This window comes from Amycolatopsis sp. NBC_01488 (genome assembly GCF_036227105.1).
GTDB lineage: Bacteria > Actinomycetota > Actinomycetes > Mycobacteriales > Pseudonocardiaceae > Amycolatopsis.
On the sequence record NZ_CP109434.1, the window covers coordinates 3805744 to 3829798 of the forward strand.

Sequence of the window (24055 nt, forward strand, 5' to 3'; positions counted from 1 at the left end):
GCGAAGAGGGCGGCGAGCCCGGCCGCGGCGACGGCGACGTGGATGGCTTCGCTGGTGGCGACCCCGGCGGTGGCGAGCAGCCCGGCTTTCGGACCGCCGCGCATGCCGCAGCCGAGGATGAAGAGCATGTCCGGGCCCGGCGTCACCATGGCGACGATGGTGGTGAGGACGAAGGCCAGGAGAAGGTGCGGGTCGACCGGCATGGGCCGATCCTGACACGCGGGGTGCGTTCGGCGAACTGCTTTTCGGCGCCCGCGCGGCGCCATGATGGATCCCGTGACCACCGACTACGACAGCTTCGCCGAGGCTTACGCGGCCGAGAACGAGACCAGTCTCATGAACGCCTACTACACGCTGCCCGCTGTGCTGGACCTGGCCGGGGACGTCGACGGGCGGCGGATCCTCGATGTCGGCTGTGGCTCCGGGCCGCTCTTCGCCGCGCTGCGGGAGCGTGGTGCCGTCGTGAGCGGGTGCGACGCCAGCGCCAAGATGGTCGAGGTGGCTCGCCGGAAGCTCGGCGACGGCGCGGACCTGCGGGTCGCCGACCTGGGTGAACCGCTGCCGTATCCCGATGGCGCCTTCGACGACGTCGTCGCGGCCCTGGTCCTGCACTACCTCGAGGACTGGGCCGCGCCGCTGGCCGAGATCCGGCGCGTGCTCGAGCCCGGCGGCCGGCTGATCATGGCCGTCAACCACCCGATCCTCTACAAGATGGTCCACCCCGAAGGCGACTACTTCGCCATCGCCAAGTGGACCGACGAGTACGCCTTCGGCGTGCTCACCTACTGGCACCGGCCGCTGCACGCGATGACCGACGCCTTCACCGCGGCCGGCTTCCGCACCGCCGTGATCAGCGAACCGCCGTTCGCGCCGGAAGCCTGCGAGCACTTCCCCGACGAACTCGCGAAGTTCCCGTCCGGGGCGTTCCTGGGCTTCCTGTTTTTCGTTCTCGAGGCCGGCTAACGACGCAAGGCCGCCGCCACTCGGCCCGCGTCCTCGATGCCCCGCTCCGGCGGCTCCTCCGGCAGCGGCAGCAGCACCACCGACCCGCTCCCGGCCTCGTGAAGGGCACGCACCGCGGCCACGCACTCCTCCAGATCCCCGCACACCGCCAGCCGCGAAAGCCACGATGGGTCCAGCCCGGCGGCCAGTTCGTCCACAGTGGACGAAGAGTCCACCAGCGAGAGCAGCTCCGAAGCGAACGGCAGCCCCTCGACCTGCACCCGGGATCCCGGCGTCAACGACTCCGCGATCGTCAGCCGTGCCCGCGAAGGGTCACCCAAGGCCAGCCAGTTGTACGTCACCACCGCGTGCCCGGGAGCGTCGCCGATCGCCGCCAGCGCCGTCCGGACGAACTCCGGTGGAGACGGTTCCGCCAAGATCGTCCCGTCCGCCGACGAACCCGCCACCGCCAGCGACTTCGGACGGCGGACGCCCGCCAGCACCGGGGGCACCACAGACGGCGGGAACACCAGCTCCACCTCGTCCAGGTCGACGTGCCTGCCCCGCATCGACACCCGGTCGCCGGCCAGGAGGCGGCGGACCGCCACCAGCGTCTCCTCCAGAGCCGCCAACTGCGAAGCCGGGTACGCGCCGATCTGGCGCATCCACGACGCCACCCCGTGGCCCAGCCCGCCGATCAGCCGGCCCGGGTGCAGCTCCGCCAGCGCCGCCAGCTCCATCGCCGCGATCGCCGGGTTGCGGGCCACCGCCGGGAGGACGCCGATGCCCACCTTGATCGTCGACGTCACCGCCAGCGCCGTCGCCACCGTCGCGATCCCGGCCGCCCAGAAGCAGTCCTCGACCAGCCAAACCTCGTCGAGACCCGCGGCCTCCGCCCGACGGGCCAGCTCGACCAGCCGGGACGGCGGCTGCTCGCGGTTGATCCGGACGCCGACGGACGAGCTCGGTGCGTACATGCGAAGGCTCCTCAGATCCGGGAGAACGCCGGCGCGTATTCGAACGCGCCAGCCTGGGTGGGTTGGTAGCCGGTGAGCGTGCGGGCCTGGAAGTTCTTGCCCCAGGCCGGATCCGGCGCCGCGATCGAGAGCGTCGACGCCGTGACGAAGCCGAACCGCGCGTAGTACGCCGGGTTGCCGAGCAGGACGACCAGGCCGTACCCGAGCGCGTCCGCGGCGCCGAGCACCGCGTGCACCAGCGCCGAGCCGACGCCGGTGGCCTGGTGCCCGGGCAGCACGCCGAGCGGCCCCAGCCCGACCGCCGACGTCGTGTCCTCGCCGACGCGGGCCCGGCTGCAGCACACGTGCCCGACGACTTCGCCATCGCGGACGGCCACCAGCGACAGCGCGTCGAGCAGGTCGCCGTCCGCGCGCAGCTCGTCGACCAGTGGTGCCTCGACCGGGGTGACGCCGGGTTCGCGCCGGAAGTCGTCGCGGTGGATCGCGTGGATCGCGGTCCGGTCGGCGGGTGTCTCACGGCGGATCAGCACGGCCCCAGCATGCCGGGGAACGCGGGCGAGGCGAAATCGTTTTCCGGGCCCGGTCAGGCCGCGCGCCGGCCCTCGGCGGTGGCGAGGACGGCGGGCCGCGCCGTGACGGTCGCCTTCGCGAACACCGCGATCAGCCCCACCGGGAGCACGAGCAGGGCCAGTGCCGTGCTGACGCCGGAGGTCTGGGCCAGCCGGCCGAACAGGGCGGGCCCGGCCAGCACCCCCACCTGGTGCAGCGTGGAGAACCGGGCGATGGCGACGCTCGTGTTGCCGCCGCCGTGGCCGACCGCGCCCGCGATGAGCGGGATCACCACCGCGAGCCCGCAGCCCTGCAGCGCGAACCCGGCCAACCCGGACCACGGGTCCGGCGACAGCACTGCCACCAGCACCCCGGCCGCGGTGGCCGCCATGCTCCACCGCAGCAGCGCCACCGGCCCGAGCACGCGGTGCACGCGGTCACCGAACATCCGGGTGGCGGTCTGCGCCAGGATGAACACGAAGTAGCCCAGCGAAGCGACGTCCGCGGTCGCGCCGCGTTGCTCGCGCAGGAACACCCCGCACCAGCTCGACACCGCGCCCTCGCACAACGCGGCCGCCGCGCCGAGACCGCCCAGCACCAGCACCGCCCGGGTCCACCCGGAAAGCAGCCCGGTCCGCGCCCGTTTCCCCGGTTCACGGCGCGTGCCGCTCCGCCGCTCGGGCAGCGCGTGCCGCCCCGCGACCAGCGCCAGCACGCACAGGACAGCGGCGACGGTGGCGAAGTGCACACCGAGCGGCACCCCGGCCCGGATGGCGACGACCGCGCCGAGCGACCCGGTCAGCGCACCGGCGCCCCACACCGCGTGCAGACTGCTGAGGAACGGGCGCCGGCCGAACTGTTCCAGCGCGACGCCCTGGGTGTTGACGGCCACGTCGAGCAGGCCGGCCACCAGACCCCACCCCAGCATCACGGCCGCCGCGGTGACGGCGCCGGGGGAGATCGCGACGAGCGCGGGGAACCACGGCACGATCGTCGCGGTCAGCCGGACGACCGCGCGGCTGTCGAGGTAGGCCGACAGGTGCCCGGCGACCTGCATGGCGATGATCACGCCGACGGTCTGGGCGAGCAGCACCGCCCCCAGCTGCGAGAAGCTGAGGTGCAGGGCAGTGCGCAGTTCCGGGACGCGCGCGAACCACGTCCCGAGCTGGACCCCGACGACGAAGAAGATGCCGGCCACGGCCACCCGGTGCGTGCGCAGCCGGGGCAGCGGCGTGACGTTATTCATCGGTGCCGGTGGCCCGTGCCGGGTGGTCGAGCCCGCCGTAGCCCTGCGCTCCGGTCCACGTGCCGACCGGCACCTGGGCGTTGAACGGCTGCCCGTCCTCGCGCCGCATCGCCGGCCGCCGGTGCGCGAGGTGGACGAACACGTCGTCGAACTGGATCACCGAGCCGGCCGACGCGACGCGGTAGAGCATGTCCTCGTCCTCGCCGCCCCAGCCGCGGTAGCGCTCGTCGAACCCGCCGACCCGCTCGTACAGCTCCGGCCGGATCCACAGGCAGGCACCGGGCACGTCCCGCAGCAGCAGCCCGCGGGCCCCGGCGAGCGGCACGTCGGCCGTGCCGCGGTCGCAGCGTTCCTCGATCAGGTGGTGACTGGCCGGGGCGTCCAGCGACAGCATCTCGGTGTGCGGCAGGTGCGCGTCATGGCCGTGCTCGGCGAACCGGGCGTGGTTGCGCGCCAGGAAGTCGCGGTCGACGAGGATGTCGGCGTCGAGCAGGCACAGCGTGCGGGCGGCCCCGAGGGTCTGCCGGACGCCGGCGTTGAAGGTCCAGGACTTGTTGAACAGGCCGTGGCCGGTGACGTGCACGTAGTGGTCCACGAGCGGTTCGATCCGGCCGCGCCACCGCGGGCGGTCGTCGAACTCCACGACGGTCACCCGGTAGTGCGGCGCCGGCATCGTCTGGTCGCGCAATGCCAGCAGGCAGGCCATCAGGTTGCGGATCCGGCCCGCGCCGTCGCGGTCGGAGATCGGGACGACCACCAGCACGTCGTCACCGCGGCCGTCCGGTCGCGTCGCCGCCCGGCCGGTGAGCCCCGTGAGGTGCTCGAGGCCGGCGTCGTGCGCGCCGGGACCGTAGCCGGGGCCGCGGAAGTAGTTGATGTAGACGTTGTCGTCGGCGGCGTCGGCGCGCCTGCCGAGTTCGTCCGCCAGCGCCGGGTCTTCGCCGAGCAGCGTCCGCACCCGCGTCACGAGGGCGCGTTCGGCGCCGGCGTCGGTGGGGTGCGCGGCCAGCCGCCGGTAGGCGAGGTCGCCGCCCAGCCGGTCGGCGACCGGGCCGGCGACCACGCGGTAGAAGCGTTCGCTGTGCATCCAGTAGTCGGCGGCGACGTCGGGCACGGCCGGGTCGAGCGTCAGGACGACGTAGCCGGTCACCCGCGTGGCGAGGTCCCCGGTGGCCGGGACGGCTCGCCGGTAGGCCGAGGCCGCCGCGAACGTCCCGCTGCCCGCCCGCACCGGCCGGACGCGCATCGGATTCGCCGCACGCAGTTCGCACATCGGGCTGCAGTCACAGGGACGTGGTTGCACGGGGAATTCGCCCTTCGTCGTCCGAGGTGTGCCGGAGCAGGGCCGGCACTATGTCCGGCCAGTCCGAGGGGCGCAGTTCGTGCCCCGCGCCGTCGAGGATCCGCACCGTGGCCCCGGGGATGGCCGCCGCCAGCGCGTGGGCGTGGGCGACGGGGTGGATCGGGTCCGCGGCGCCGTGGACCACCAGCGTCGGCGCGGTGATCCGGCCGAGCCGGGGCCGCCACGGCGTGCCGTGGTCGAGGTAGGCGTGGTTGCCCGCGGACTCGGCCGTCCCGCCCGCGCGGTCGAACACGCGGCCCGCGACCCGCCGGCTCGCGTGCTCGTCGATCTCCCGGCCCGGCCCGGCGAGCGGGCGCGCCCCGGCCACCAGGTGCTCGACCACGGACTCGCGGTCCGCCCAGTCCGGCGGTTCGACGTCGGCCAGCTCGGTCAGCACCCGCAGGGCCGGCGGCGCCAGGTCGGGACCGTCCGGGCCCTCGCCGGGGCTGGTGGCCACCAGCGTCAGGGAGGCGACGCGCGCGGGTTCGGCCAGGGCGGCGACCTGCGCGATCATGCCGCCCAGCGAGATCCCCACGACGTGCGCGCGGGCGACGCCGAGCGCGTCGAGCACGCCGAGCGCGTCGGCCGCCAGGTCCCGCAGGTCGTAGGGCGGCTCGCCCGGCGGGTAGCTCGTGGAGCGGCCGGTGTCGCGGTGGTCGTAGCGGATGACGTACCGCGAGCCGCCGGCGAGCAGTTCGCAGAACTCGGCGTCCCACGCCAGCATCGACGCGGACGCCCCGGCCACCAGGAGGATCGCCGGCTCGCGCGGGTCCCCGAAGGTCTGCACGCAGAGGTCGACGCCGTTGGCCCGCACGATCCGGTCGCGGGACGGCACGTCGGCTGTCGGCGGCAGATCGTCGGCCAGGTCCCGGAAGAGCGCGGCGTACGCGGCCCGCTCCGCCTGCATGCTGTGCGCGCGCCGCACGTGCGCCTGCCCCCGCCGCCACAGCCGGCGGGCGAGCACCTCGTCGCCGAGCAGGCGCCGCACCTGCGCGCGCAGGCCGGCCGGCCCGGCGAACACCAGCCCGGTCACCTCGTGCTCGACCAGGCACGTGTTGCCGGGGATGTCCCGGACGACGACCGGGCAGCCGACGTCCATCGCCTCGAGCAGCGAGTTCGGGCTGCACTCCGACGTCGAGGTGTTGAGCACCGCGGTCGCCTCGCGCATCGCGGCGTGCAGGTCGTCGCGGGCCAGCGTGCCGACGTACCGCACGGCGGGGCTGTCCCCGCACCGCCGCTGCACGAGGGCTTCGAAGTCCTCGTCGTAGGACACCCCGGCGATGACGAGCAGGACGTCGTGGCCCTCGGCGTGCAGCTGCTTGACGCAGTCGACGGCGAGCAGCGGATCCTTGACCGGCCGCAGGCCCGAGGGCAGGAGCAGCAGCTTGACGTCCTCGCCGACGCCCAGCGCGCGACGCAGCGAATAGGCCGACGGCGTGGTGCGCACGCCCTGCGGGATGACCCGCACCTTGTCCGCGACCTGCGGCCACAGTGTCCGGCAGCGCCGAGCGAAGTCGTCGTTGAACGCCACCAGCGCCGCGGCCCGTTCGACGGCCTCGGTCATCTGCGCGTGGAACTCCGGCTCCAGGGCGTATTCGTTGAGGTCGGTGCCGCCCAGGGCCAGCACGTACGGCAAGCCCGTTTCGGCGAACCTGCTGCCACTGAGCAGGGCGTGCGTGCCGACCAGCGCGACGGCCCGGTGTTCTTCGGCGACCGCGGTCAGCTCGGCGGCATCGGCGGGTGGCGCGAACAGAACGGAACAGCCGCTCGCGGACAAATGGTCGGCGATCCGCCGGGTCGTCGTGTCGCCGCCGCTGGCCGCCGGGCTGTGGAGCAGGGCTAGCAGATTCATTTCACCAACTCCGGCCGCCGGATTCCGGTGCTCGGGAAACGCGCTTCGGTCCACGGAAAGCTTGGCGGAACACCGGGGTCCCGGACTTCTCCTCGATTGCCGGGAATGGTGATCGGAACGGGGGGACCAGTTTTTCGGGAACCAGCTGCGGCAATTCCGGCCGCCGCGGGCGTCGTCATGACGAATCGGGCGGAAAAACCAGGAAGGCCACCTCGAATTCCTTCGAGGTGGCCTTCCCGGGACGGCTCAGGCGATCAGTCGAACGCCTTCGAGATCAGCGCCTTCTGCTCGACTTCGTGCACCTTCGACGAGCCGGCCGACGGCGCCGCCATCGGGCGCCGCGAGACGACCTGCAGGCCGGAGAGCAGCTCCGGGAACTTCCGGGGCAGGTTCAGGCCGAAGAACGGCCACGCGCCCTGGTTCTCCGGCTCCTCCTGGACCCACGCGACCTGCGTCGCGTTCGTGTACCGCTCCAGCGCCGCCACGAGCTTCTTCTTCGGCAGCGGGTAGTACTGCTCGATCCGCACGATCGCGACGTCGTGCGCCTCGCGCTTGGTCCGCTCCGCGACGAGCTCCCAGTACAGCTTCCCGGAGGTCAGCAGCACCTTGCGGATCTTCGCCGGGTCCGGGGTGACGTCGTCGATGACCGACATGAACCGGCTCTGGCCGGTGAAGTCACTGGTCGGCGACGTCGCGGCCTTGTTGCGCAGCATCGACTTCGGCGTGAAGACGACCAGCGGGCGCTGGATCCCGTCGAGGGCGTGGCGGCGCAGCAGGTGGAAGTAGTTCGCCGGGGTGGACGGCACCGCCACCGTCATCGAGCCCTCCGCGCACAGCGAGAGGAACCGCTCGATGCGGCCGGACGTGTGGTCCGGGCCCTGGCCCTCGTGGCCGTGCGGCAGCAGCAGCACGACGTCCGAGCGCTGGCCCCACTTGGCCTCGCCGGAGGAGATGTACTCGTCGATGACGGTCTGCGCGCCGTTGACGAAGTCACCGAACTGCGCTTCCCACATGACCAGCGACTCGGGGTTGGCCACCGAGTAGCCGTACTCGAAGCCGACGGCCGCGTACTCCGACAGCGCCGAGTCGTAGATCATCACGCGGCCCTGGCCCTCGGCCAGGTTCTGCAGCGGGGAGTACTCCTGGCCGGTCTTGCGGTCGATGAACACCGAGTGCCGCTGGGTGAACGTGCCGCGGCGGGAGTCCTGGCCCGACAGCCGGACCAGCCGGCCCTCCATCGCCAGCGACCCGAACGCGAGCAGCTCGCCGAACGCCCAGTCGATGTCGCCCTCGCGGGACATCTTGTGGCGGCGCTCCATGACCGGCTTGACGCGCGGGTGCGGGGTGAAGCCCTCCGGCACGTTCACGAACGCGTCGCCGATGTGCTCGAGCGTCTCGCTGGTGATCGCCGTGGACACCTTGGCCGGCACCTGCTGCTCCTCTTCGACCGAGGGGCTGGCCTTCGCCGGGTGCTTCTCCAGCTCGCGGACCTCGTTGAAGACGTGTTCCAGCTGGCTCGAGAAGTCGCGCAGCGCGGCCTCGGCCTCCTCGACGGAGATGTCGCCGCGGCCGATCAGCGACTCGGTGTAGGTCTTCCGCACCGAGCGCTTGGTGTCGATGATGTCGTACATCGCCGGCTGCGTCATCGACGGGTCGTCGCCCTCGTTGTGGCCGCGGCGGCGGTAGCAGATCAGGTCGATGACGACGTCCTTGTGGAACGCCTGCCGGTACTCGACGGCCAGCTTGGCCACCCAGTGCGCGGCTTCCGGGTCGTCGCCGTTCACGTGGAAGATCGGCGAGCCGATCATCTTCGCGACGTCGGTGGCGTACTGGCTGGAGCGCGAGTGCTCCGGCGCGGTCGTGAAGCCGACCTGGTTGTTGACGATCACGTGCACGGTGCCGCCGGTGCGGTACCCGCGCAGCAGCGCCAGGTTCAGCGTCTCGGCCACGACGCCCTGGCCCGCGAAGGCCGCGTCGCCGTGCATCAGGACCGGCAGCACGGTGTAACCCTCGCCGCCCTTGTCGAGGAGGTCCTGCTTCGCGCGGACGATGCCCTCGAGCACCGGGTCCACGGTCTCCAGGTGCGACGGGTTGGCGGTCAGCGACACCTTCGTCTCGCCGTCGCCGAACATGCGGAAGTACTTGCCCTCCGCGCCGAGGTGGTACTTCACGTCACCGGAGCCGTGCGCCTGGCCCGGGTCGAGGTTGCCCTCGAACTCCTGGAAGATCTGGCTGATCGGCTTGCCGACGATGTTGGCCAGCACGTTCAGCCGGCCGCGGTGCGGCATGCCGATGACGACCTCGTCGAGCTCGTGCTCGGCGGCCTTGTCGAGCAGCGTGTCGAGCAGCGGGATCGCCGTCTCGCCGCCCTCGAGCGAGAACCGCTTCTGGCCGACGTACTTGGTCTGCAGGAACGTCTCGAACGCCTCGGCGGCGTTCAGCTTCGAGAGCACGTACTTCTGGACCGCGGGGTCCGGCTTCTCGTGCGGGATCTCGACGCGCTCCTGGATCCAGCGCCGCTCCTCGGGGTCGAGGATGTGCGTGTACTCGATGCCGACCGTGCGGCAGTAGGAGTTGCGCAGCACGCCCAGGATGTCGCGCAGCTTCATCCGCTCCTGGCCGGCGAAGCCGCCGACCGGGAACTCGCGGTCGAGGTCCCACAGCGTCAGGTTGTGGGAGAGGACGTCGAGGTCGGCGTGGCTGCGCTGGCGGTAGTTCAGCGGGTCGGTGTCGGCCATCAGGTGGCCGCGCATCCGGAACGCGTCGATCAGCTCGATGACGCGGGCGGTCTTGTCGACCGGGCCCTCGGGGATGTCGGCGACCCAGCGGATCGGCTCGTACGGCAGGCGCAGGCTGGTGAAGACGTCGTCGTAGAAGCCGTCTTCACCGAGCAGCAGCTCGTGGATGCGCTTGAGGAACTCGCCCGACTCCGCGCCCTGGATGATGCGGTGGTCGTAGGTCGAGGTCAGCGTCATGATCTTGCTGATACCGAGGTCGACCAGCGTCTTCTCGCTGGTGCCCTCGAACGCGGCGGGGTACTGCATGGCGCCGACGCCGATGATGGCGCCCTGGCCGGCCTGCAGGCGCGGCACGGAGTGGTTGGTGCCGATGCCGCCCGGGTTGGTCAGCGAGATCGTGGTGCCGGCGAAGTCGTCCGCGGTGAGCTTGTTGTTGCGGGCCTTCTTGACGATCTCCTCGTAGGCCTGCCAGAACTGCAGGAACGACATGTCCTCGCAGCCCTTGACCGAGGCCACGACGAGCGTGCGGGAGCCGTCCTTGCCCTTCATGTCGATCGCGAGCCCGAAGTTGACGTGCTCCGGCGTGATCGCGAACGGCTTCCCGTCGATCACCTGGTAGTGCCGGTTCATGTTCGGGTAGCTCTTCAGCGCCCGCACCATGGCGTAGCCGATGAGGTGCGTGAAGGAGATCTTGCCGCCACGCGTCCGCTTGAGGTGGTTGTTGATGACGATCCGGTTGTCGGCCATCAGCTTCGCCGGGACCGCGCGCACGCTGGTCGCGGTCGGGACGCTCAGCGAGGCGTCCATGTTCTTCGCGATGGCGGCCGCGGCGCCGCGCAGCTGCTTCGACTCCGGCTCGTCCTTCTTCGCTTCGGCCTTCGGCTCGGCCTTGGCGGCCGGCTTCGGAGCGGCTTTCGGCTCCGGCTTCGGGGCCGTCTTCGTCTCCGCCTTCGGCTCCGGCTTCGCGGGGGCGGCCTGCTTGGCCGCCGACTCCGCGTTGCGCACGACCTTGGCCGACGGCTGCGCCGCCTGGCCGTTGGTGGCCGGCTTGGCTTCGGCCTGCTGCCGGGCGGTGTCCGCCTTGGCCTGCGCGTTCTGCGTCGGCTTGAAGTCCGCGAAGAAGTCGTGCCATGCGGCATCGACTGAAGAAGGGTCGGCGAGGAACTGGTCGTACATCTCTTCGACCAGCCACTCGTTGGGGCCGAACTGTGACGCAGGGCTGCTGCTGGACACGGCTGGGGCTCGCCTCTATCCGTCTCGATCTCGATCTTGAATCCGCTGATGCGCCTACCAGGCTAACCCCCTCGGTGACCGCGATGTGATGGAACCGGCCTGTGTGAGGCGAGGCGCACTAGGGGATCGGTCACTGACTCGATCAAGATGTGCTAAGGGAACCTTAAGCGGTGGACCCGGTACAGCGTTCCCGGGCTCTTCCGCCCGGGTTCTCGCGGCGGCCGTCGGGCGTTCACCGCGGCGGGTTCCACTGGGCGGATGTGGCTGGTCGAATGTCCTTCCTTCTGGGACCAGGGCCTGGTGAGGCCGCTGGTGACGGAGTCCGGCACGGTCGTGCTGACGTGCGATTCGTGCTCGGCCGTGTGGCCCACGCTGGCGGACTTCGAGTCGTTCGAGCACGTGGAGCCGGAGGAGCCCGACTGGCTGGTCGGGGCCGGCGTCCACGTGCGGCCGGGGACGGTCCGGTGGGCCTCCCGGCCGGACGTCGAGGCGGCCGGAATGGGCTCGCTGAAGTGGCGGGCGCTGCCTTAGCCGAGCGGGTACGGCGGCTCGTGGGGGACGAGCTTGACCGCCTTGTGCAGCTGGTCTGTGACTTGCGGCCGTTGCCGCTGCGGTAGGCAGCCAGGCGGAAAGACGGGTCGAGCCAGACGATGCCGTCGAGTTCGGTGCGCAAGAGGGCATCACCCGTGATCAGAGGGGCATCACGGGTGATCAGAGGGGCATCAGCGCTGATGCCCGCTCAATCACGCGTGATGCCTTCCTGATCACGGGTGATGCCCGTTTGCACACGGTCAGCCAAGGGACCAGAGGCGGGCGTAGAGGCCGTTGGCCGCCAGGAGTTCCTCGTGGGTTCCGGTTTCGGCGATCCGGCCGTGGTCCAGGACCACGATGCGGTCCGCGCGGGCCGCCGTGGCCAGGCGGTGGGCCACGACGAACGTCGTGCGGCGGCGGGACACCGTCTCCGTCGCGCGCAGGACCGCCGCCTCCGTCGACGGGTCCAGGGCCGCCGTCGCTTCGTCGAGGAGCAGGACGTCCGGGTCGACCAGCTCCGCCCGGGCCAGGGCCACCAGCTGGCGCTGACCCGCCGACAGCGACCGGCCGCGTTCGCCCACCGGCTGCAGGAACCCCGCCGGCAGGGCCGCGACGCCGTCGAACGCGCCCACCGCGCGGACCGCCGCCTCCACCTCCGAGTCGGACGCCGCCGGGCGGCCGTAGCGGACGTTGTCGGCCACCGTGCCCGAGAACAGGTGCGCCTCCTGCGGCACCACGCCCATCCGGCGCCGCAGCCCGGCGAGCTCGTACTCGCGGACGTCCGTGCCGTCGATCCGGACTTCGCCGCCGGTGACGTCGTAGAAGCGCGCCACCAGCTTCACCGCCGTCGACTTCCCGGCGCCGGTCGCGCCGACCAGCGCGATCGTCTCGCCCGCCGCCACGTCGAGGGAGAACTGCTCGAGCGCCTTCGCCTCGGTGCCGGTGTAGGAGAACTCGACCTCCTTGAACGACACCTCCCCGCGCATCCGCTCCGGCACGGTCACCGCGTTCTCCGCCGCCGGTACCGACGTCGGCGTCCGCAGCAGGTCGCCGATCCGGTTCAGGCCGACGCGGGCCTGCTGGTAGCCGTCGAACACCGACGACAGCTGCTGGATCGGCGAGAAGAACTGCTGCAGGTACAGCAGGAACGCGAGCAGCACGCCGGCCGACAGCGTCCCCGCCGAGACGCGGTTCGCGCCTGCCACCAGCACCGTGGTCGTCGCCAGGTCGGACAGCAGCGCCACCAGCGGGAAGTACGTCGCGACGTACCGCTGCGCCCGCAGCCGCGAGCGCCGGTAGTCGTCGCTGCGCGAAGCGAACGCCGCCGCGGAACGGTCTTCGCGCGTGTACGCCTGGGCGACGCGCAGGCCGCTCACGTTTTCCTGCATGTCCGCGTTGACGACGCTGACCCGCTCGCGGGCCTCGTTGTACGCCTTCGACGCCGCCCGCCGGAAGATCACCGTCGCCACCGCCAGCACCGGCACCATCGCCAGCGCGAACAGCGCCAGCCCGGCGTCGGTGACCAGCAGCGCTGCCGTGATCCCGGCCAGCGTCAGCGCGCTGACCACCGCGGTCGCGAGCCCGGTCTGCAGGAACGTCGAGAGCGCGTCGACGTCCGTGGTCATCCGGGTCATGATCTTCCCGGACAGCTCCCGCTCGTAGTAGTCGAGCCCGAGCCGCTGCAGGTGCGCGTAGCTGCGGACACGCAGCGCGTACAGCACTGTCTCGCCGACCCGCGACGTCAGCCGCGTCTGCGCGAACACCACCAGCCAGTCGGCCGCGATCACCGCCGCGCCGATCCCGGCGACCAGCCAGATCACCCACTCCACGCCCGCGCGGACGCCGTGGTCGACGCCGAACTGATACAGCCCCGGCAGCGCGATCGACGCCAGCGCGTCCGCCGCCACCAGCGCGACGACCACCGCGAGCGGCCAGCGGACCGGCCGCAGCAGCCCGGCCAGCCGGAAGCCGGGGTCGGGCGCGGTGACGTCCACATCGGACAGTCGTGGCTCGTCGACGGCGGCCGGGAGCTTGCGCACGCCCTCGATCAGCTCCGGCGTCGGCGGCACGTCGAGGCCGCCGCCCCCGCCGACGAACCCGCTGCTGTCCACGTTGCCACTGCGCTGCTGCGCCGCTTCGGCCAGCTCGTCGACCTCGTCGCGCTCGGCGCGCGGCCACAGCGCCGGCGTGATCCCGTCCTGGCCGCAGTCGAGGCCCTCGCAGCGGTGCTTCTCCTCGACGTCGTCGCCCGGGCCCGCGACCAGTTCGCGGAACAGCGGGCAGCGGACCATCAGCTCGGCTTCGGTGCCGACGTCGACGACGCGGCCCTCGTCCAGCACCGCGATCCGGTCGGCCAGGGCCAGCGTCGAGCGCCGGTGCGCGATCAGCAGCGTGGTCCGGCTCGCGGTGACCGAGCGCAGGGTGTCGTGGATCGCCGCCTCGGTGACGGTGTCGATGGCCGACGTCGCGTCGTCCAGGACCAGGATCCGCGGGTCGGTGATCAGCGCCCTGGCCAGCCCGAGCCGCTGCCGCTGGCCGCCCGAAAGCGTCAGCCCGCGCTCGCCGACCAGCGTGTCGTAGCCGTCGGGCAGGGCGCGGATGAACTCGTCCGCCTCCGCCGCACGCGCCGCCGCGACGACCTCGTCCTCGCTCGCGTCCGGACGGCCGTACGCGATGTTGTCGCGGATCGACGAGGAGAACAGGAACGCCTCCTCGAACACCACGCCGATCGCCTGCCGCAGCTGCCGCAGCGGGACGTCCCGGACGTCGAGGCCGCCGACCCGCACCGCACCCGCGTGGACGTCGTAGAACCGGGGCAGCAGCAGGGAGATCGTCGACTTCCCGGAGCCCGCGGTGCCGACCAGCGCGAGCGTCTCGCCCGGGTTCGCCGCGACCGAGAGCCCGGCCAGCACCGGTTCGCTGCGCGTGTAGCCGAACCGGACGTCCGCCAGCTCGACGCCGAGCGGCCCGGACGGCAGCGGCCGCGCGTCGGCGGAGTCGACGACCTCGGGCTGCGCGTCGATCAGCTCGTACACGCGCTCGGCGCCGGCGCGGGTCAGCTGCGCCTGCACGACCAGGCCGGACAACATCCGGGCCGGGCCGATCAGCGTCGCGAGGTAGGTCGCGAAGGCGAGGAACGTGCCGAGCGTGATCGAGCCGTTCAGCGCGAGGACACCGCCGATGCCGAGGACGGCGACCTGGCCGGCGGCGGGCAGGGCCGCGGTGGTCGCCGTCGGCACCGCGGACAGCTTCGCCGCGCGAAGCCGCTCCCCGAACAGCTTGCGCGCGGTCCCTTCGAGCTTCGAAACCTCCCGCGCCTCCTGGCCGAAGCCCTTGACCACGCGGACGCCGGTGACGGTCTCCTCCACCTGCTGCGCGACGTCCGCCGCGCGTTGCTGCGCCGACCACGTCGCCGGGAAGAGGCGCTTGCGGCTGCGCGTCACGACGATGCCGACCGCGGGCGTGACGACCAGCGCGATCAGCGTCAGCACCGGCGACATCCACAGCATCGCCGCGAACGACAGCAGCGCGAAGATCACCGAGCCCGCCGACAGCGGGATCTGCATGAGGATCCCGACGACCAGCTGCAGGTCGGAGATCGCGCGGGAGACGACCTGGCCGGTGCGCAAGGCGTCCTGCTTGCCGCCGTCGAGCCGCGAGACCGCGTTGAAGACGCGCTGGCGCAGGTCGTGCTGGACGTCGAGGGCGAGCTTCCCGCCGAGGTACCGGCGCGCGAACGCCGTGCCGAACGCCACGAGCTGCAACGCGACCAGGACCGCGGCGATCGCGCCCAGCCCACCGGTGTGCCCGGCCACCGCGTCGTCCACCGCCGTGCGCACCAGCAGCGGGCTCGCGGCCTGTACGCCGACGCTGAACACGGCGGCCAGCAACGACAGTACGACGAGCGCGCGATGCTCCCAGGCCGCGGCGGACAGCCGGCGGACCCAGCCGACGGTCTCAGCGGGTGGGAGCTCTTGACGGGAGCGGGGCGGAGCGATGGTCACGTTGTCACATTAAGCGCCGCCACCGACAGAATATTTCCCGGAAAGCCGGAAAGGCCGTCTCGAAGACTTCGAGACGGCCTCCTCGGACGGGTGGAACTACGTGATGTCGCGGCGCTGGTTGCCCGCCCAGCCGAGGCCGAAGAACAGCATCGTCCACGCGAAGAAGATCAACGCCGACGCCCACCAGGACAGCACGCCCGGTGCGCCCGCCGTGAGCTGCAGCAGCAGCTGCGACCCGGAGTCCACGCTGCTCGGCAGGTTGAGCGAGTTGAACCCGAAGGCGTCCGCGGCGATGCCGCCGACGATGCCGTTCGCGGTGCCGTTCGGCAGGATCCCGCCCAGGATGCGGACGTCGCCCCAGCCCCAGAACATGATCACCAGGACGTTCTCGACGATCAGGAACCACACCAGCAGCAGCACCACGGCCAGCGGCACGCTGCGCAGCACCGCGCCGAAGCCGATGCCGAACAAGGTCACCAGCACCGCCGCAAGCACGGTCCCGCCGAGCGCGGCCAGCCACTGACCCGCGGACGGCCAGCGGCCCGAATCGACCGACGCCATCACCGCGAGCGCCGAGACGCCGAAGCTGACCAGGCCGTAGATCGCGCCCCACGCCACGTAAGTGAGCATCTTCGCGGTCAGCGCGGAGATCCGGTTCGGGGCCGTGAGGAACGTCGTCGTGATCGTCCTGCTGCGGTACTCGCCCGCCAGCGCGAAGACGCCGAACAGCGCCGGCACGATCTGCGCGATGTTCACGCCGTGCGCCAGCGCCAGCAGCCCCACCGGCACCTTGGCCGGGTCCAGGCCGATCAGCTCGGTGACCTGGCGGGCGTCTTCCGAGCCGAGGAAGTCCGCGAAGTCGTTGGTGATCTTGCCCCATGCGAACGTCAGCCAGAACGCCACCAGCGCCAGCGGGATCAGCAGCACCCACCACGTGTTCAGCGACAGCGTCTTGCGGAACTCCGCCTTGATCAGGTTGCCCATCACCGCTGCGGTCCTCCCCGGTACTGCTGCTGGTGCTGCGGACCCGACGGCGGATACCCCGGCGGCGGGCCCTGGTACTGCGGCTGCGGCGGGTACGCCGCCCCGCCGGTGAACTGGCCCTGCGTCAGCTGGAAGAACATCCGCTCCAGGTCGGCGTGGTCCTCCTGCATCCCGTAGACCGCGATGCCCGCCTTCGCGGCGATGTCCCCGATCTGCTGGACGCTCGACCCGGCGACCGCGACCCGGCCGTCCGGCGTCGGCGAAACCGCGGTGATGCCGTTCTCCTGCAACGCCTTCACCAGCGCGGCCGGGTCCGCCGGCTGCACCAGCACCCGCGACTGCTGGCTCTTGCGCAGCTGGTCGAGCGAGCCGTAGTAGCGCGTGACGCCCTGGCTGATGATGACGACCTGGTCGATCAGCTGCTCGACCTCGTTGAGCAGGTGGCTCGACACGAGCACCGTCCGCCGCTGCTCCCGCGCGTACGAGCGCAGGAAGTTCCGCAGCCACAGGATGCCTTCGGGGTCGAGGCCGTTCGTCGGCTCGTCCAGCACCAGCACCTGCGGGTCACCCAGCAACGCCGTCGCCAGCGCCAGCCGCTGCCGCATGCCGAGCGAGAACCCGCCGGCCTTCCGGTCCGCGGCGCTGCCCAGGCCGACCAGGCCGAGCACCTGGTCCGCCCGCTGGTCCGGCACCCCGATGGCCGCCGCGTACACACGGAGGTGGTTGCGCGCCGTCCGGCTCGGGTGGAAACCCTCGTTCTCCAGCACCGAGCCCACGATCCGCGCCGGGTTCCCCAGCTGCGAGTGCGGGCGCCCGTTGATCGTCGCCGAACCCGACGTGGGCGTCACCAGCCCGAGCAGCATCCGGAGCGTCGTCGTCTTCCCGGCGCCGTTCGGGCCCAGGAAACCCGTCACCGAACCCGGCTCGACCGTGAAACTGAGGTTCTGCACCGCGTTCACCGCGCCGAACTGCTTGCTCAGGTTCTGCACCACAATCCGGCCACTGCCGTCGTGCATACCGTCCCCTAACGTTCCCGCTGATGCGGCGTCATCCTGCCCTACCGGCGGCACCCGCGCGCACGGAACGACTCAACCCGCCCGAAGCGACGTTCGTCACGTTCCGCAACCGGTTCCGGTCGCCGTGCGTGGTCCGCCCGGGGCGCTGACCTGAGGATTCGCGCCGACGGACATCGACGGGCCAGATCAACTTGGTAAAGAATTCGCTCGACTTGCCGACCCGGTGCAGCGAAGTCCGCGCAAGCCCTCTAAGCTTGTCCTTGGCGGCCCGCTCCCAATGACCCCCAGGTTGGTTGAGCGGGTCGCCCTCGCTTCTCTTCTCGGGCTTCGCCCTTCGATACAGCTCATCCTCATCTCCCGGGGGCCGAGCCCCCGGACCCCCACGGTGCCTTCGCCCACCTCCCAGCGTGGTCCGGGAGGGACGTGCCTGGTTCCGTGCGTGGGGTGAGTGGGTCCTTGGGGTGTGTGGGTGCGGGTGTGAGTTGCGCTTGTGTTCGGGGCCTCTTTGCATTGGTTGTGGCGTCGTTGCGCGGTGCGGATCTTGGTCGTGGAAGATGAACGGCGGCTGGCCGAAGCGCTGCGGGCCGGGCTCAGCGCCGAGGGCTACGCCGTCGACGTCGCGCACAACGGGCGGGATGCACGCCGTCCACGCCGTCAGCGGCGACAGCAAGTACGCCGTCTACGCCGCCGCCCCGGTCGACCCCGCCGGGCAGGCGACCGTCGACACCGTCCGCACCACGCTCACCGCGGGCGTCCCCGCGGTCGCGCTGCTGATCGGCGTCATCGCCTGGCTCGCCGTCCGGCGGTCGCTGCGGCCGGTCGAGGCCATCCGCGGCGAGGTCGCCGAGATCGGCGCGCACGACCTGAGCCGCCGCGTCCCGGACCCGCGCACCGGCGACGAGATCGCGCGCCTCGCCGGGACGATGAACACCATGCTCGGGCGGCTCGACGAAGCCGTCACGCGGCAGAGCCGGTTCACCTCCGACGCGTCGCATGAGCTGCGCACCCCGCTCGCGTCGATGCGGACGCAGCTCGAGGTGCTGCTGGCCCACCCCGACCGGCTCGACTGGCGTGCCGCCTGCGAGAACGCGCTGCTCGACGTCACCCGCCTGCAGGACCTCGTCGCCGACCTCGTGCTGCTCGGCAAGCTGGACGCCGGGCCGGAGCGCCTCGAGCCGGTGGCGCTCGCCGAAGTCGTCGAAGCGGCCGTGGCGGGGCACGACGTCCACGTCGAGGTCCGCGGGACGCCGGTCGTGCGCGGCCACCGGTCGCGGCTCGAACGGCTGGTCCGCAACCTCGTCGACAACGCCCGGCGGCACGCCTCGTCCCGCGTCGACGTCGAAGTGTCCGTTGTGGACGGACAGGCCGTGGTGTCGGTCGGCGACGACGGGCCCGGTATCCCCGAAGCCGACCGCGAACGCGTCTTCGACCGCTTCGTCCGCCTCGACGACGGCCGCGCCCGCGACGAGGGCGGCGCCGGGCTGGGCCTGGCGATCGTCGCCGACGTCGCGCGGGCCCACGGCGGCACGGCCGCGGTCGAAAGCGGCAGCCGGTTCGTCGTCCGGTTCCCGGAGCTGAAGACGTCTTAAGCCGGCTTCAGGCTGCGTTCAGCGTCCGCGGTCGACGCTGCGGGCATGATCATCTCTTGGCGGCCCCTCGACCACGCCGAATACCGGGCGTCGTCGTGGTTCCCCGGTCTCACCGGCCTGCGTGCGCTCGCCGCGCTGGCCGTCGTGTTCTTCCACTACGGCGGGCCCGTCGTCGACCGGCTGCAGGGCTGGATCGCCGTCCAGCTGTTCTTCGTGCTGTCCGGCTTCCTCATCACCACGCCGGCCCTGCGCGAAGAGGACCGCGACGGCCGGATCTCGTTGCGCGGCTTCTACGTCCGGCGCGTCTTCCGGATCATGCCGGTGCACTTCCTGCTGCTCGGCCTGACGGCGCCGGCGGTGACGCTCGCCGGGACGTACCAGAGCAGCCGGCTCGGCGACGCGATGCCGTGCTACCTGACCTTCTTCAACGAAGTCGTCGACTACAACACGCCGTACCCGACGTCGTGGTCGCTGAGCGTGGAGGAGAAGTTCTACCTCGGCTGGCCCGCGCTGCTCGTGCTGACGTCGTTCGCCAGGACGGGAAAGACCGCGCTGCGCCTGCTGATCGGCGCGGGCGCGGTGGGTGGCGTGCTCGGCGTGCTGCCGCTCGCGCCGTCGCACCAGTGGGCGAGCCTGACCGTGCACTACGGCTCACTGGTCGTCGGCTGCCTGCTCGCGCTGGCGCTGCACCACCCGCGCGGGTTCGCCGTGCTGCGGCCGCTGACCAGCCCGGCCGCGGCGGTGCTGGTCGCGCTGGGGTTCTGCGTGCTGCAGCTGTCCGTCAAGCCGCTGGGGCAGGCGCTCGGCGGGTACTGGCAGTTCGTCGTCCCGGTCTACGCGGTGGGCGCGGCGCTGCTGCTCGTGGCGGTCGTCGCGCGGGGGCCGGTCCGGCGGCTGCTCGCGAGCCGTCCGCTGACGTTCGTCGGACACCGGTCGTACGCGCTTTACCTCGCCCAGACCGGCGCCGCGGGCATGACCGGGCTCCTGCTGCCGACGGGCCTGGCGAAAGTCGTCGCGACTTCCGCCGTCGCGCTGCTGTTCGCGTGCGGCCTGCGGCGGTGGGTCGAGCTGCCCGCCGTCGCGTTCGGGCGGCGGCTCGTAACAGGGGAGCGGGCCCCTGCCGGAGGACGGCAGGGGCCCGCTCGGGTGAAATAGGGCTCAGGCGAGCACGGTCTCCAGCGGCGTGTGCGGGAGGTCGTGGGCCACCGCGACCGGGCCGTTCGTCAGGGCGCCGTCGTGCGTGTTGAGGCCCTTGGCCAGCGCCGCGTCCGCCTGCAGCGCGGCCTTCCAGCCGTGCTCGGCCAGCTGGACCGCGTAGGGCAGCGTGACGTTCGTGAGGCCGTAGGTCGACGTCCGGGGCACCGCGCCCGGCATGTTCGCGACGCAGTAGAAGACCGACTCGTGGACGGTGTAGGTGGGGTCGTCGTGCGTGGTCGGGCGCGAGTCGGCGAAGCAGCCGCCCTGGTCGATCGCGATGTCGACGAGCACGCTGCCGGCCTTCATGCGGGCTACTAGGTCGTTCGAGACCAGCTTCGGCGCCTTCGCGCCCGGGACCAGCACCGCGCCGATGACCATGTCGGCCTGCAGTACGGCTTCCTCGACCGACAGCCGGGTCGACGTCACCGTGCGGATGCGGCCGCCGAAGTCGTTGTCGATCTGGCGGAGGCGGTCGACGTTGGTGTCCAGGATCTCGACGTCCGAGCCGAGGCCCAGCGCGACGCGGGCGGCGTTCAGGCCGGCCACGCCGCCGCCGATCACCACGACGCGCGCCGGGTGGACGCCCGGGATGCCGCCGGGCAGCACGCCGCGGCCGCCGCTCGGCTTCATCAGCGAGAACGCGCCGACCTGCGGGGCCAGCCGGCCCGCGACCTCGGACATCGGGGCGAGCAGCGGCAGCGCGCCGTTCGCGGTCTGCACGGTCTCGTAGGCGATCGCGGTGGTGCCGGCGGCGAGGAGCGCGTCGGTCAGCGGCCGGTCGGCGGCGATGTGCAGGTAGGTGAAGAGGACCTGGTCGCGCCGGAGACGTCCGTACTCCTCGGCGATCGGCTCCTTGACCTTGAGGACCAGCTCGCCCTCGGCCCACGTCTCCTCGGCGGTGGCCAGGATCTTCGCGCCGGCGGCGACGTACTCGTCGTCGGTGATGGACGAACCGAGACCGGCACCGGTCTCGACGAAGACGTCGTGCCCGCGGCCGACCAGCTCGTGCACCCCGGCCGGGGTCAGCGCGACCCGGTACTCGTGCTTCTTGATTTCACGGGGAACGGCGATACGCACGGTCGGCCTCCTGGGTCGGTCTGCGTCCGGATTCGGTGCGGTGGTGCCACTCACGGTGAACCACCCGGACGGCGGTGTCATCGTGCTGAGCGGACATTTCTTTGTCGTATTCGTAGTGCTGTACGGACAAAGTCATTGACTTCGATCTAGGTCGAAGTTGCAGCGTGCAGGCATGAGAGCTGTGTGGTTGCGGGAGTTCGGCGGGCCGGGAGCGCTGGAGCCGGGGGACGCGCCGGACCCGGTCCCCGGGCCCGGGCAGGTGCTGGTGGAGGTGGCGTTCGCGAACACCACGTTCGTCGAGACGCAGATGCGGGCCGGGACGGGACCGTTCCGTCCGGTGTTGCCGATCGTCCCCGGCAACGGCGTCGGCGGCGTGATCAGCGCGGTCGGCCCGGGCGCCGACCCGGGGCTGGCCGGGCTGCGGGTGGTGACGTCGACCGGCGGCTCCGGCGGGTACGCCCAGCGTGTCGCGGTGGACGCGGCGGCGGTGTTCGCGGTGCCGGACGCGCTGGCGCTCGACGCGGCGGTGGCGCTGCTCGCGGACGGCCGGACCGCGACGGGCCTGGTCCATGCGACCAGGGTGCGTCCCGGCGATCGAGTCCTGGTCGAGGCGGCCGCGGGCGGCGTCGGCGGCCTGCTGGTGCAACTGGCGAAGGCGGCGGGCGCTTCGGTGGTCGGCGCGGCGGGTGGGCCGGCGAAGGTGGCCCGCGTGGTGGGGGCCGACGTCGTCGTCGACTACCTGGCGCCGGACTGGGCCTCGTCGGTCGGCGAGGTCGACGTCGTCTTCGACGGCGTCGGAGGAGCGATCGGCACGGCGGCGTTCGGGTTGCTGCGGCCGGGCGGCCGGATGGCGGTGTACGGCCTGGCGGGCGGCTCGTGGGCGGACGTGTCCGAAGAGGAGGCCGCTGCCCGGGACGTCTCGGTGGTGCGCTCGATCGGGAGCCCGTCGGACATGCGGGCGTTCACGGAGTCGGCACTGGCGGAAGCGGCGGCGGGGAGGTTGGTGCCGGTGATCGGACAGCGCTTCCCGCTGGAGAAGGCCGCGGACGCCCACGCGGCCATGGAGTCCCGCACGACGGTGGGCAAGACGCTGCTGGTCGCGTGAATGCCCTGAAGGGCACCCCGGAATCCACCATCTTTCGACTCGAAAAGGCAATCGGAACGTTCGGCGCGATCATGCGGAGTAGTGCATGAGTGGGAAGGGGCCGAACGGCGCAATCAGCTCCAGCGCAGCGCGACCAGCTGGGTGATCAGCGCCAGCCGGACGTCGGGGTCGTCGAGGTCCAAGGGCACCAGTTCGAGGAGCTTGCGCATCCGGTAGCGCAGGGTGTTCGGGTGGATCCGCAGCTCCCGCGCCGCCGCGCGCGGGTCGCCGGGGTGGCGCAGCCACTCGTAGAGCGTCTCGACGTAGCCGGCCTTGCCGGTCTCGTCGTGCCCGCGCAGGGCGCCCAGTGGCCCGAGCTCCGCGACCTTCGCCCCGGCCGCGGCCGTCGCGCCGCGGTGCAGCGTCAACGCGGTCCAGGCTTCGTCGAAGGTGATCACGCGCTCGGGGAGGAGTTCGGCACGCAGCAGGCCCAGTGCTTCGTCCGCCTGGAGGCGTGACGCCGAGAGGTCCCCGATCTCGCCGGGCGCGCCCGCTGCGGCGCGCGGGGCTCCACTGCGACGAGACGGTCCCGTCGCGACGAGTGCGTCACGGAGTTCCCCCCAGCCGCCGGACCCCGGCCGGTCGGGGACCACGGCGTAGAGCAGCCCGCCCAGCTCGGTCGCGACCGGGCGGCTGCCGATGCCCTGGGAGATCCGTTCGAGCAGGGCGAGCCGCAGGCCCTCGGCGTCGCGGCCGTCGCCGCCGGTGACCTCGATGACGACCACTCGGTGCGGTTCGTCGGACAGGTCCAGCTCGGCCATCGCCTTGCGCGGGTTCGCGCGGCCTTCGAGCACCGCGCGCAGCAGCTCAGCCGACGCGCGGCGCTGCGCGTCGGTGTGCGCGCGCCGTCGCAGCAGGTGCAGCGCGACGACGGGTGCGGCGTCGGCGAACGCGGCCGCGCGCTCGTCGGACACCGGCCCGGCGACGACCGCCCACATCGACCCGAGCAGCTCCCCGCCCATCCGGATCGGCACGATCAGCCGCGGCAGCGTGCCGTCGCGCTGGGCCGGGACGAAGATCGTCTGCCGGCCGCGCGACAGCTCGCGGAAGACCCCGCGCGAGCGGAACCGCGCGAGGACGTCGTCCGGGATGCGGCGGCCCATGATCGTCGCGACACGCGCGGGGTCGGTGAGGTCCTGCCGCGCGGAGTAGGCGAGCACGCGGGAGTTGGTGTCCTCGATCGTCACCGGCGCGTCCACGACGGACGCGACGGCATCGGCCAGCCGGAAGAGGTCGCCGGAGCCGGGGTCGAGATCCTCGGACTCGTCGGCGAGGGCGTCGAGGACGGTCCGCAGCAGCCACACGAGCTGGGCCCACGACGTCGCGGCGTGCACCTGCACGAGCGCGATCCCGCCGGCCTTCGCGGCGCGCTTGACGGCGGGCTTCGAGGCCAGCGGCGGCTTGAGCAACACGGCGGCGGCGCCCTGCTCGGCACTGCGCTTCACCAGCCGGGCGGCGTCCTCGGGCCCGGCGGTGGCGACGCCGAGCACGAGATCCCCGGCAGCGACGGCACCGCCGGGCTCGGCGATCACGACGTCGGCGACGGCGGGCGGGTCGTCGGGCACCTGGAGCGCGTGGAGCAGCGTCGGCCCCACCCGGTCGACCACGCTGCGCACCGAGACCACGGGCTCATT

16 protein-coding genes and 1 pseudogene are annotated in these 24055 nt (G+C 72.1%); 5 read left to right on the forward strand and 12 right to left on the reverse strand.

The features are described from left to right. Window positions 1–44: 44 nt before the first annotated feature. Window positions 45–266: pseudogene (locus OG738_RS18460) on the reverse strand (hypothetical protein); the annotation flags it as partial. Between the two features lies 1 nt (window position 267). Here OG738_RS18460 and OG738_RS18465 point away from each other — a divergent pair. Then, window positions 268–963 carry a class I SAM-dependent methyltransferase gene (locus OG738_RS18465; RefSeq protein WP_329055506.1) on the forward strand — a complete coding sequence of 232 codons (696 nt, stop codon included), beginning with the start codon at window positions 268–270 and terminating at the stop codon, window positions 961–963. Here the strand turns inward: OG738_RS18465 and OG738_RS18470 are convergent. From OG738_RS18470 to OG738_RS18495, 6 genes are all read right to left on the reverse strand, one after another. Continuing rightward, window positions 960–1919 (reverse strand): LLM class flavin-dependent oxidoreductase, encoded by a 960-nt coding sequence (locus OG738_RS18470; RefSeq protein ID WP_329055508.1) that lies wholly within the window; start codon window positions 1917–1919, stop codon window positions 960–962. The two genes, OG738_RS18465 and OG738_RS18470, sit on opposite strands and share 4 nt — an antisense overlap. 11 nt (window positions 1920–1930) lie before the next feature. Then, window positions 1931–2449 carry a GNAT family N-acetyltransferase gene (locus OG738_RS18475; RefSeq protein WP_329055510.1) on the reverse strand — a complete coding sequence of 173 codons (519 nt, stop codon included), beginning with the start codon at window positions 2447–2449 and terminating at the stop codon, window positions 1931–1933. Window positions 2450–2502: 53 nt separating this feature from the next. Then, window positions 2503–3714 (reverse strand): MFS transporter, encoded by a 1212-nt coding sequence (locus OG738_RS18480; RefSeq protein WP_329055511.1) that lies wholly within the window; start codon window positions 3712–3714, stop codon window positions 2503–2505. Further along, window positions 3707–4987, reverse strand: coding sequence for a galactosyltransferase-related protein (locus tag OG738_RS18485; RefSeq protein WP_329055512.1), 1281 nt, complete (start codon window positions 4985–4987; stop codon window positions 3707–3709). Before OG738_RS18485 ends, OG738_RS18480 begins: the two co-directional genes overlap by 8 nt. A 10-nt stretch (window positions 4988–4997) precedes the next feature. Next, complete coding sequence (locus OG738_RS18490) at window positions 4998–6908, reverse strand: alpha/beta fold hydrolase (protein WP_329055514.1); 1911 nt, start codon at window positions 6906–6908, stop codon at window positions 4998–5000. Window positions 6909–7162: 254 nt separating this feature from the next. After that, a complete protein-coding gene (locus OG738_RS18495; protein ID WP_329055515.1) occupies window positions 7163–10879 on the reverse strand; it encodes a multifunctional oxoglutarate decarboxylase/oxoglutarate dehydrogenase thiamine pyrophosphate-binding subunit/dihydrolipoyllysine-residue succinyltransferase subunit in 3717 nt (1238 codons plus the stop codon). 258 nt (window positions 10880–11137) lie between these two features. On the opposite strand from OG738_RS18495, the gene OG738_RS18500 reads away from it, so the two are divergent. Beyond that, window positions 11138–11410, forward strand: a complete 273-nt coding sequence (locus tag OG738_RS18500) for a hypothetical protein (protein ID WP_329055516.1) — start codon at window positions 11138–11140, stop codon at window positions 11408–11410. 260 nt (window positions 11411–11670) lie between these two features. Here the strand turns inward: OG738_RS18500 and OG738_RS18505 are convergent, their stop codons facing one another. The 3 genes from OG738_RS18505 to OG738_RS18515 all read right to left on the reverse strand — a co-directional run bounded on the left by OG738_RS18505 (window position 11671) and on the right by OG738_RS18515 (window position 17414). Next, window positions 11671–15414, reverse strand: a complete 3744-nt coding sequence (locus OG738_RS18505; protein ID WP_329055518.1) for an ABC transporter ATP-binding protein — start codon at window positions 15412–15414, stop codon at window positions 11671–11673. A 96-nt stretch (window positions 15415–15510) separates the two neighbouring features. Next, window positions 15511–16398, reverse strand: a complete 888-nt coding sequence (locus OG738_RS18510; RefSeq protein WP_329055519.1) for an ABC transporter permease subunit — start codon at window positions 16396–16398, stop codon at window positions 15511–15513. Continuing rightward, entirely contained in the window at window positions 16398–17414 is a 1017-nt protein-coding gene (locus OG738_RS18515; protein WP_329055521.1) for an ABC transporter ATP-binding protein, read from the reverse strand. The genes OG738_RS18510 and OG738_RS18515 overlap by 1 nt, the downstream gene beginning before the upstream one ends. A 635-nt stretch (window positions 17415–18049) precedes the next feature. On the opposite strand from OG738_RS18515, the gene OG738_RS18525 reads away from it, so the two are divergent. Beyond that, a complete protein-coding gene (locus OG738_RS18525; protein WP_329055522.1) occupies window positions 18050–19003 on the forward strand; it encodes a sensor histidine kinase in 954 nt (317 codons plus the stop codon). A 45-nt stretch (window positions 19004–19048) separates the two neighbouring features. Then, window positions 19049–20158 (forward strand): acyltransferase family protein, encoded by a 1110-nt coding sequence (locus OG738_RS18530; RefSeq protein ID WP_329055523.1) that lies wholly within the window; start codon window positions 19049–19051, stop codon window positions 20156–20158. Window positions 20159–20161: 3 nt separating this feature from the next. On the opposite strand, the gene ald is transcribed toward OG738_RS18530, so the two are convergent. Further along, window positions 20162–21277 carry an alanine dehydrogenase gene (gene ald, locus OG738_RS18535; protein WP_329055525.1) on the reverse strand — a complete coding sequence of 372 codons (1116 nt, stop codon included), beginning with the start codon at window positions 21275–21277 and terminating at the stop codon, window positions 20162–20164. A 172-nt stretch (window positions 21278–21449) separates the two neighbouring features. On the opposite strand from ald, the gene OG738_RS18540 reads away from it, so the two are divergent. Next, window positions 21450–22382, forward strand: coding sequence for a zinc-binding dehydrogenase (locus OG738_RS18540; RefSeq protein ID WP_329055527.1), 933 nt, complete (start codon window positions 21450–21452; stop codon window positions 22380–22382). A 113-nt stretch (window positions 22383–22495) separates the two neighbouring features. On the opposite strand, the gene OG738_RS18545 is transcribed toward OG738_RS18540, so the two are convergent. Then, window positions 22496–24046: a PucR family transcriptional regulator gene (locus OG738_RS18545; protein WP_329055529.1), complete on the reverse strand. Its 1551-nt coding sequence runs from the start codon at window positions 24044–24046 to the stop codon at window positions 22496–22498. Window positions 24047–24055: the final 9 nt, after the last annotated feature.

Excerpts from the sequence above, each read along its gene's own strand:
- OG738_RS18480 (WP_329055511.1), bottom strand. The coding sequence starts at position 3,714 with ATGAATAACGTCACGCCGCTGCCCCGGCTGCGCACGCACCGGGTGGCC.
- OG738_RS18515 (WP_329055521.1), bottom strand. The coding sequence starts at position 17,414 with ATGCACGACGGCAGTGGCCGGATTGTGGTGCAGAACCTGAGCAAGCAG.
- OG738_RS18510 (WP_329055519.1), bottom strand. The coding sequence starts at position 16,398 with ATGGGCAACCTGATCAAGGCGGAGTTCCGCAAGACGCTGTCGCTGAAC.
- OG738_RS18490 (WP_329055514.1), bottom strand. The coding sequence starts at position 6,908 with ATGAATCTGCTAGCCCTGCTCCACAGCCCGGCGGCCAGCGGCGGCGAC.
- OG738_RS18470 (WP_329055508.1), bottom strand. The coding sequence starts at position 1,919 with ATGTACGCACCGAGCTCGTCCGTCGGCGTCCGGATCAACCGCGAGCAG.
- OG738_RS18540 (WP_329055527.1), top strand. The coding sequence starts at position 21,450 with ATGAGAGCTGTGTGGTTGCGGGAGTTCGGCGGGCCGGGAGCGCTGGAG.
- OG738_RS18465 (WP_329055506.1), top strand. The coding sequence starts at position 268 with ATGGATCCCGTGACCACCGACTACGACAGCTTCGCCGAGGCTTACGCG.
- OG738_RS18525 (WP_329055522.1), top strand. The coding sequence starts at position 18,050 with ATGCACGCCGTCCACGCCGTCAGCGGCGACAGCAAGTACGCCGTCTAC.
- OG738_RS18530 (WP_329055523.1), top strand. The coding sequence starts at position 19,049 with ATGATCATCTCTTGGCGGCCCCTCGACCACGCCGAATACCGGGCGTCG.
- OG738_RS18500 (WP_329055516.1), top strand. The coding sequence starts at position 11,138 with ATGTGGCTGGTCGAATGTCCTTCCTTCTGGGACCAGGGCCTGGTGAGG.
- OG738_RS18485 (WP_329055512.1), bottom strand. The coding sequence starts at position 4,987 with ATGTGCGAACTGCGTGCGGCGAATCCGATGCGCGTCCGGCCGGTGCGG.